Raw genomic sequence first — 8,750 nt, forward strand, 5'->3', positions numbered from 1 at the left:
GGTGATCTAGGGGCGACTCCGCTCGCGGCGTCCTCGACCTGGGAGGCGGGCGGTTCGTCCGGCACGTTCACCTGGTCGTATCCGCTGCGCACCCCGCCGGCCGCGGCCGGTCCGCAGCCGCAGCTGGAGATCTCCTACGACTCGGGCAGCGTGGACGGCCGCACCGCCACGACGAACAACCAGGGCACGGCGCTGGGCGAGGGCTTCGACATCACCTCGTCGTACATCGAGCGGCAGTACGGCTCATGCGACGACGACGGCCAGGACGACAAGTACGACCTGTGCTGGAAGTACGACAACGCCTCGATCGTGCTCAACGGCAAGGCCACCGAGCTGGTCAAGGACGACACCCGCGGCAAGTGGCGGCTGAAGAACGACGACGCCTCCACCGTCGAGCAGCGCACCGGCGCCGACAACGGTGACGACAACGGCGAGTACTGGACGGTGACCACCGGTGAGGGAACCGTCTACACCTTCGGCCTGAACAAGCTGCCGGGCGCGGGTACGGACGACCGCACCAAGTCGGTGTGGACCGTGCCGGTGTTCGGCGACGACGAGGGCGAGCCGGGCTACTCCGACGGTTCGAGCTTCTCGGGCCGGGACAAGAAGCAAGCCTGGCGCTGGAACCTCGACCTGGTCGAGGACACCCACGGCAACTCCTCCACGTACTGGTACGAGGACGAGGTCAACTACTACGACAAGCTCGGTGACGACACCACCGGCACTGCGTACACCCGCGGCGGCTATCTGAAGGACATCCGCTACGGCCAGCGCAAGGGTGCCCTGTTCTCCGCCACTCCGGCGGCTTCGAACAAGGTGGTCTTCTCCTACGCTGAGCGCTGCATCGCGAGCGGCACCGGCTGTGACGCGCTGACCGAGGACAAGCGGGACAACTGGCCTGACGTGCCCTATGACTCCGTCTGCAAGGACGGCGACAAGTGCACCGGGAACGTGGGCCCCTCGTTCTTCACCCGCAAGCGGATGACCGGTGTCACCACCTACGCGTGGGACGCCGCCGCCGCGACGCCCTCGTATGCAGCGATCGACGGCTGGTCGTTCAAGCAGCGGTACCTGGACCCGGGCGACACCGGTGACTCCGCCGATCAGTCGCTGTGGCTCGACTCCATCACACATATCGGCAAGCGAGGCACCGACCTCGCCATGGACCCGGTGACATTCACTCACGAGTTCAGGCCGAACCGGGTCGATGGCCCCTCCGACAACATCCTGTCGTTCGAGAAGCCCCGGCTGAAGACCATCGTCTCCGAGGCCGGCGCCCAGACGATCGTGTCCTACATGGAGGCCGACTGCGTGTACGGCCAGACCATGCCCAAGGTCGACGAGAACACCAAGCGCTGCTACCCGGTCAAGTGGTCGCCCAACGGCGAACAGGAGCCGATCCTCGACTGGTTCCAGAAGTACCCGGTCAGCGCGGTCTCGACGACGGACCCCTTCGGCGGCTCCGAGGCTGTCCAGCACAGCTACCAGTACTCCGGAGGCGGCGCCTGGCACTACAACGACGACCCGATGACGCCGGCCAAGAAGCGCACCTGGTCCCTCTGGCGCGGCTTCGAGAAAGTCACGCACCTCACCGGCGTCAGCGAGGGCACCCAGTCCAAGACGGTCACGGTGTACTTGCGCGGTATGCACGGCGACCGCGTCCTTGGCCCGGACGGCAAGACGCCCGACCCGGACAAGCGCAAAACCGTCAAGGTGACCGGCATCAAGGCCGGCGAGATCACCGACTCGGACCAGTACGCGGGATTCGTGCGCGAGACCGTCACGTATGACGGCACGGCCGAGGTCTCCGGATCGGTCGCCGACCCGTGGTCCGAGCGCACCGCGACCCAGCACAAGTCCTACGCTGACACCGAGGCGTACTACGTGCGCACGGCCGCCACACACGAGCGCACCCGTGTGACGTCCGGCGGCACCGCCAGGGACCGCGTCCGCACCACCGCCACCTCGTACGACGACCACGGCATGCCCGAGACGATCGAGGACAAGGGCGACGACGCGGTCAGCGGCGACGAGACCTGCACGCGCACCTGGTACGCCCGCAACGCCGACCAGGGCATCAACTCCCTCGCCTCGCGCACCCGCAAGGTCGCGAAGCTCTGCTCGGTGACGGACTCGGCGCTCGACCTGCCCGCAGACAACACCCGTCCCGGTGACGTCATCGAGGACACCGCGATCGTCTACGACGACCCCGCCGCGACCGGCTGGAGCGCCTCACAGAAGCCGGTCCGAGGCGACGCCTCCTGGACCGGCCGTGCCAAGTCGTACTCGGCTGGCATCCCCGCCTGGCAGAAGGCCAGCAGTACGACCTTCGATGCGCTGGGTCGCGCCCTGGTTGTGAAGAACACCAACAACCTGCCGACCACCAGCGCGACCTACACACCCGCCGGGACCGGGCCGCTCACAGCGACCTCGACCGAGGACGCCAAGAAGTTCAAGACCACCACCAAGGTGGACATCGGAACCGGCTCGGCCATGAAGGTCACCGACCCCAACGGCAAGATCACCGAATCCGAGTTCGACAGCCTGGGCCGACTCACCAAGCTCTGGCTGCCCAACCGCTCCAGAGCACTGGGCAAGACGCCGAACCACACCTACGAGTACAAGGTCACCAACTCGGCGATGCCGTGGGTGGCCACCAGCACCCTCAAGGGCGACGGCTCCGGCTACAACACCACCTACGAGATCTTCGACTCGCTGCTGCGTACGCACCAGGTGCAGTCGCCCACCCCGGTCGGCGGGCAGCTGATCAGCCAGACCCTGTACGACTCTCGGGGGCTGGCGGTTTCCAGGCAGTCCGACATCTGGGACGAGCAGGCCACGCCGTCAGGCGAGGCGGTCCAGATCGACGGCGGACAGGCACCCAAGCAGACCGACACCACATACGACGGTGCCGGCCGGGTCCTCAAGGAGGTGATGAAGACCCACGGCGTCACACGTTGGTCGGTCGAGAACACCTACACCGGCGACACCGTGACCAGCACCGCGCCGGCCGGTGGCCAGGCCACGGCGGTGGTGACCAACGCGCTCGGGCAGACCACGGAGCGTCGCGAGTACGGCAGTCCCAAGCCTGAAGGCGCCTACACCACCACGGGCTACACCTACACTCCGGGCGGTCTGCAGAAGACCATCACCGGGCCGGACAAGGCCACGTGGTCCTACGAGTACGACCTGTTCGGCCGTGTCCGCAAGTCGACGGACCCGGACACCGGTACCACACAGCCGGAGTTCGACACGCTGGACCGGCAGATCAAGTCGACGGACTCGGAGGGACGCAGCCTTCTCACCGAGTACGACGACCTCGGCCGCAGGACCGGCCTGTGGAAAGCCAGCAAGACCGACGCCAACAAGTTGGCGGCGTGGACTTTCGACACCCTGGCCAAGGGGCACCAGGACACGGCGACCCGTTACGACGGGGGTGCCACCGGCAAGGCGTACACCGCGACGGTCACCAAGTACTCGGCGCAGTACCAGGTCGAAAGCACCCAGTTCTCGCTGCCGGACGACGACGAGCTGGTGAAGGCGGGCGTCCCGAAGACGCTGTCATTCTCCACCGGCTACCGCCTCGACGGCACGGTCTCGCAGGCCGCGCAGCCCGCGGTCGGCGGACTGCCCGCCGAGACGGTCTCCTACACCTACAACGCGACCGGTCAGCAGCTCACGTCCAAGGGAACGAGCGGATATCTGCAGGGCGCCACGTTCTCGCCGCAGGGTGACCTGCGTCAGCTCGCTCTGGGCAGGGACGGCACGGCCACCGCGAAGAAGGCGTACCTCAACTACGAATATGAGGCCGGAACTCGGCGCCTTGTGAGCTCCTACGTCACCGACGACGTGCACGGCTACATGCCGCAGGAGCTGAAGTTCAAGCAGGACGCCGCGGGCAACGTCACGTCGATCTTCGACGGCACCACGCAGGGCGGCACCACCAAACCCGACTACCAGTGTTTCGCCTATGACGGCCACAGCCGTCTGACCGAGGCCTGGACGCCGAAGACCGCCGACTGCGCGGCTGCCGGGCGCACCCAGGCGAACATCGACGGTGCGGCACCGTACTGGACGTCGTACACCTACAACGAGGCCGGTCAGCGCAAGACCGAGACCAAGCACACGGCCTCGGGCGACACCACGACCGACTACTCCTACGGCAACACGCCCACCAGCCAGCCGCACCCCCTCACCAAGACGACGACCGGGAGCACCACTCGGACGTACGAGTACGACAAGACCGGCAACACCACCAAGCGGCCCGGACCGACGGCCCAGCAGTCCCTCGACTGGAACGCCGAGGGCAAGCTGGCCAGGACGACAGAGGGGCCGGCCGAGACCAGCTACCTCTACGACGCCGACGGTGAGCTTCTCATCCGTCGTGCGAAGGGAGACGGCGACACCGTCTTGTACCTCGGTGCCACCGAGGTCCGCCTGACGGTCAAGGGGACGGCCAAGACCCTCTCCGGCACGCGCTACTACGCGGCAAACGGCCAGAACATCGCATGCCGGACCGCTGTGAGCGGCATATCGGGAAGCAAACTGAGCTTCCTGGCCGCCGACCACCACGGCACGTCCTCAATCGCCATGGACGCCACGACACTCGCCGTCGTCAAGCGCTACACGTCGCCGTTCGGTGCCTCGCGCGGCCCGAAGGCGACCACATGGCCGGACGACAAGGGCTTCCTGGGCAAGCCGGCCGACGCCGCCACGGGTCTCACCCACGTCGGAGCGCGTGAGTACGACCCCGGAATCGGCCAGTTCGTCAGCGTCGACCCGGTGCTCTCCCTGGACCAGCACCAGTCCATGAACGGCTACGCCTACGCGGACAACAGCCCCGTCACCTACAGCGACCCGACCGGCCTCAAGAAGGGCGGCGGCGGCCTCGGCGACCTGCTCGGCATCATCGGCGCCGTGATCGGCGGCACGGTCGGAGCCGTGCTCGGCGTCGTGGGCGACGCTATCTCCAGTATCGGCGGTGGCGGCGGCGGTGGCGGTGGCGGTGGCGGTGGCGGCGGGACCGGCACAGCCACCTACGCCAGCACCGGCACGACGACCTGTTACTACGCGATGGGCATGAACCAGTGCACCACAACCGGTGGCGCACCGCCCATGACCGACAACAACACCAACACCGGCAACAGCTGCGGCGGCACCGCCTCGGGCTACCCGGCCTGCCCGGGCCTGATCGGTGAACAGGGCAACCCCGAGCAGATCAAGGAACTGCTGCTCATCGGCTGCGGCTGGATTCCGATCGTCGGCTCCGGCTGTGACGCGTACGACGTGAAGCGCTCAGCCGAGGAGGGCGACAACACCGGCACGCTGCTGGGGATGGCCGGCTTCCTGCCGATCATCGGCGACGCGATGAAGCTGCCCGACCAGCTCAAGGACCTGGAGCGGGTGGCGGACGCCGCGGAGGCCGCCAAGAAGAAGCCCGAGGGCGTCGGGGTGAACCCGGACGCCCCCAAGCCTCTGGGCCGGGGCAACACGGGCCGCACCGAGGCGCGCAACCTCAAGGAACAGATCGCGATGAAGCAGGTGATGTCCGACCCCGCCGGCCCCAGATCACGGGTCGTGCCGCTGAAGAAGGGAATGACCGACCAGCGCTGGCCTGGCGACGAGGGCTGGCAGAAGATGACCCAGAACATCGACGGCATCGAGATCCACTACGTCTACAATCCCCGGACCAGTGAAGTCGATGACTACAAGTTCAAGTGAGACACCATGATCATTCGTCGCAGAAAGCACGCGGACGACGACTCCTCGTTCACCGCGGAGCGCAGCTACGGCGTCCTGGGCGTCTCGCGCTACGAGGGCCAGCTCATGGTCCTCGTACGGGACGACCACCGGCTTCCGGTCTGGACCGAGCTGTCCGACTTCGAGGTCGACGACCCGGAACTGCCCGCGGGCTGGCGGGTCGACACGTCCCTGCCGGACGAGGGAATCCTGCAGTTCCTGGCCGGCTACCGGGAACTCGTCGAAGACGGCGAGCACTACGACACGCTGCTGGAGCGAGAGCCCGGCGCGCTGGCCGTGTTCGAGGACCGGTGGCGTCAAAACCACGGCCCCCTCGAACTGCCGGCGGCAGACGACTTCATGTCGAACTTCGGCGTGGAGCCGACGTCGGCGGACGGCGGGGATGACGCGCACGACGCGCGTGAGCGCGGCCGGGTCTTCGTTGAAGGAGGCGACGGTCATGCCGTCACCCTGAAGTGGGACGCCCCGGCACGCCGTCTGGCGTGCACGTGGACGCACGGGGACCGCAGGGTCGCCGAGTTGACGTTCCCGGACACGTCACGGCTGTCGATCCGTGCCTCGGCCGAGGCCTCCGGTTTCGACGTGCACCACACCGGTACGCCGGGCCACCGCGTGACCAGGATCCAGGTTTACCCGTACCTCTCGGTCGCGGACTTGTAGGCACAACTCCCATGAGGGCCCGTAGCGCCGACAGTTCTTCCGGCACTACGGGTCCTCTCGCATCCACAGGAGGCTCCAGATCCAGATCGGTCTTCATAGGATCATCGTCGATGACGTCCCGACTTGCCCGGAACCAGGACCCGAGAACCTCTTCGACGACGGCACCCTGCGTACCGCTCACCCTATTTAGATCACGGCCTGAGCCGGGGGCGGGTGCGGAGCGGGGCAACTCCTACGCGACCGTCGTCGGCAGACACGGACCTCACAAGGAAGCACTGACAAATGCCCCCCAAGATCAATTTTACGCCCGACAGTCGCAGGGATATCGGGTCCGGTTATGAGAAGGCATGGGAGGCCGGCCGAATCGACCTGGCGACTCTCGGTACGACAGATTTGCGCTATGAGTTCTTCGAGTACCCGGTCGACTTCACCGTGGACGGGCACGCGTTCCTTTCGGCCGCTCGCCCTCCATTGATCGACATCATGTTCAGTCTGGGGCGCTCGATGAAAAGCCTGCGGACCGTCGGGACGGCGAAGATCGATTTCACGGAGAACACCTACGTCATCCAGCTGCAACTCGTGGGCGATCGGGTGCAGTTCACCTCGACGCGTGGTGTGCCGACGCCTCATCCGAACTGCCCGTTCGACGAGTACGTATCTGAAGCACAGTCATTTATCACCGCCGGTGTGGAGTACCTCGAACATCACTATCCGGCACTGGCCCGGAATCCGGCGATGAGTTCACTACGAGAACTGGCGGGCATCTGATCGCAAGCTACACACGCTTCCTGGCCAGGACATGACTTGATGCACATCGGCTTCACACCCGACAGCGACATGGACATTCCTGCTGGCGCCGCGCGTGCCTGGCGGGATGGGCTGATCGGGCTCGCCACCCTCAGCGCAACGGACCTGCGCTACAGATGGTTCGCGTACCAGATCGACTTCAGGGTGGGCGGGCCCGCGTTTCTGTCCGCGACACGGGAACCACTGGTCGACATCATGTTCACCTTGGCATACACCCTGCAGGAGCTGCGCGCGGGCGGCTCGGCGGAGATCAATTTCACCGAGAACTCCTACGTGATTCACCTCGAACTCGTGGGCGATCGGGTCAGGTTCACCTCGTCGCACCGAACACCCGCCGTGCCGCCGGAATGCCCGGTCGAGAATTACACCGCCGCGGTGCGCTCCTTCGTCGCCTCCGGCGTCGCATACCTGGTGGAGAGCCGTCCCGCTCTTGCGGAGAACCCGGTCCTTGATGAACTCCGGGCGCTCGTATCAGATCCGGCGGGTGGTGGCACCGGCAACCAGGAATGACGACCACGGGCACCGCGAGAGGGGACGCGGCACTCGCGCCTTACGTGGCCATGGCTGAACTCTTCGTCTCCGGACAGATCGACGCGCTGGAATTCGAGTCGACGTTCTGGTCCGAGTTCCGTTATCTGCGGGACATTTCCGACAAGGACTTCGCCGTGCTGAACGAACTGTTCTACGTCGTCGAGGACTTCGTGGCCGATGTGACCGCGCGGGACCCCGGAGACGTGACAGAGGTCGAACTTCTGGCCGCAGCACGGACCTTCCTCGACGCCTGCCGGAGGCTATGACCATTAGGGCACTCTGAGGAGGTGGGCCCCTGCCGATGACTCGTTCGAGTCATCGGCAGGGGCCCACCTGCGAACTGCTCCGCCTGTCCAGAACGGGCACGACCGCCTTTCCCTACCGGCGGCGCCAGGCCGCGCTCGAGTCTGTATTCGCCGCCCAACAGCTGTCGGCGCCGTGGGCACCCTGCCCGTCGATCACCGCCGCTCGCGCGTCAGCTCCCGGCGCTCACGGGTCAGCACCATGTACGCCAGAATGCCGACGTCAGTACGCGGGCCCCGCCGACCCTGCCCCTCTCCAGCGCGGCGAGCAGCGCGCCCTGGAACGGTCCGCGCCGATCAGCACCCTGCTGCACATCGACGCCGCAGCGTGCTCTCATCACGACGGCGACAGCGAACAGGCGTGCCGCCGTACAGTCGCCGCCCTGGCAGGACTGCCGGACGGCTACCACACCGGCCTGGTCCACCGCAGCGTCCAGAACTTGCACGAGGCGAGCGCTGCCCAGCACCACCGCGAACGAGCCGTACGGGAGCTGCGGCACGTCCTCGCCGCGTAAGCGGTCGCCGAGCCGAGCTGTGTCGTTCTCCGGTACGACCATTGCACTCACACGAGGGGTGAGTATGTAGACGAGTTTCAGGTTCTGGCACAGATCTTGGGGAGCGGTCACGGAGGGTGTCCAGCCCGCTTCGCGTGCGCTGACTCGTCATCGAACGGGTGAGACTGGCCCCTGC

At 66.5% G+C, this 8,750-nt stretch carries 6 protein-coding genes; 5 read left to right on the forward strand and 1 reads right to left on the reverse strand.

The features are described 5' to 3' along the window. The 5 genes from AB0E85_RS39105 to AB0E85_RS39125 all read left to right on the forward strand — a co-directional run. The coding region (locus AB0E85_RS39105; RefSeq protein WP_361937531.1) for an RHS repeat-associated core domain-containing protein at positions 1 to 5,721 on the forward strand (5,721 nt) is incomplete at its 5' end. A 6-nt stretch (positions 5,722 to 5,727) separates the two neighbouring features. After that, on the forward strand, positions 5,728 to 6,420 hold the full coding sequence (locus tag AB0E85_RS39110) for a hypothetical protein (protein ID WP_361937532.1): 693 nt from the start codon (positions 5,728 to 5,730) through the stop codon (positions 6,418 to 6,420). Positions 6,421 to 6,702: 282 nt separating this feature from the next. After that, a complete protein-coding gene (locus AB0E85_RS39115) occupies positions 6,703 to 7,188 on the forward strand; it encodes a hypothetical protein (RefSeq protein WP_361937533.1) in 486 nt (161 codons plus the stop codon). A gap of 39 nt (positions 7,189 to 7,227) precedes the next feature. Continuing rightward, positions 7,228 to 7,737 (forward strand): hypothetical protein, encoded by a 510-nt coding sequence (locus AB0E85_RS39120; protein WP_361937534.1) that lies wholly within the window; start codon positions 7,228 to 7,230, stop codon positions 7,735 to 7,737. A gap of 50 nt (positions 7,738 to 7,787) precedes the next feature. Further along, positions 7,788 to 8,024, forward strand: a complete 237-nt coding sequence (locus AB0E85_RS39125; protein WP_361937535.1) for a colicin immunity domain-containing protein — start codon at positions 7,788 to 7,790, stop codon at positions 8,022 to 8,024. 230 nt (positions 8,025 to 8,254) lie between these two features. On the opposite strand, the gene AB0E85_RS39130 is transcribed toward AB0E85_RS39125, so the two are convergent. After that, positions 8,255 to 8,686, reverse strand: coding sequence for a hypothetical protein (locus AB0E85_RS39130; RefSeq protein ID WP_361937536.1), 432 nt, complete (start codon positions 8,684 to 8,686; stop codon positions 8,255 to 8,257). Positions 8,687 to 8,750: the final 64 nt, after the last annotated feature.

The organism is Streptomyces sp. NPDC029044, assembly GCF_040637495.1.
In the GTDB taxonomy this organism is placed as follows: Bacteria; Actinomycetota; Actinomycetes; order Streptomycetales; family Streptomycetaceae; genus Streptomyces.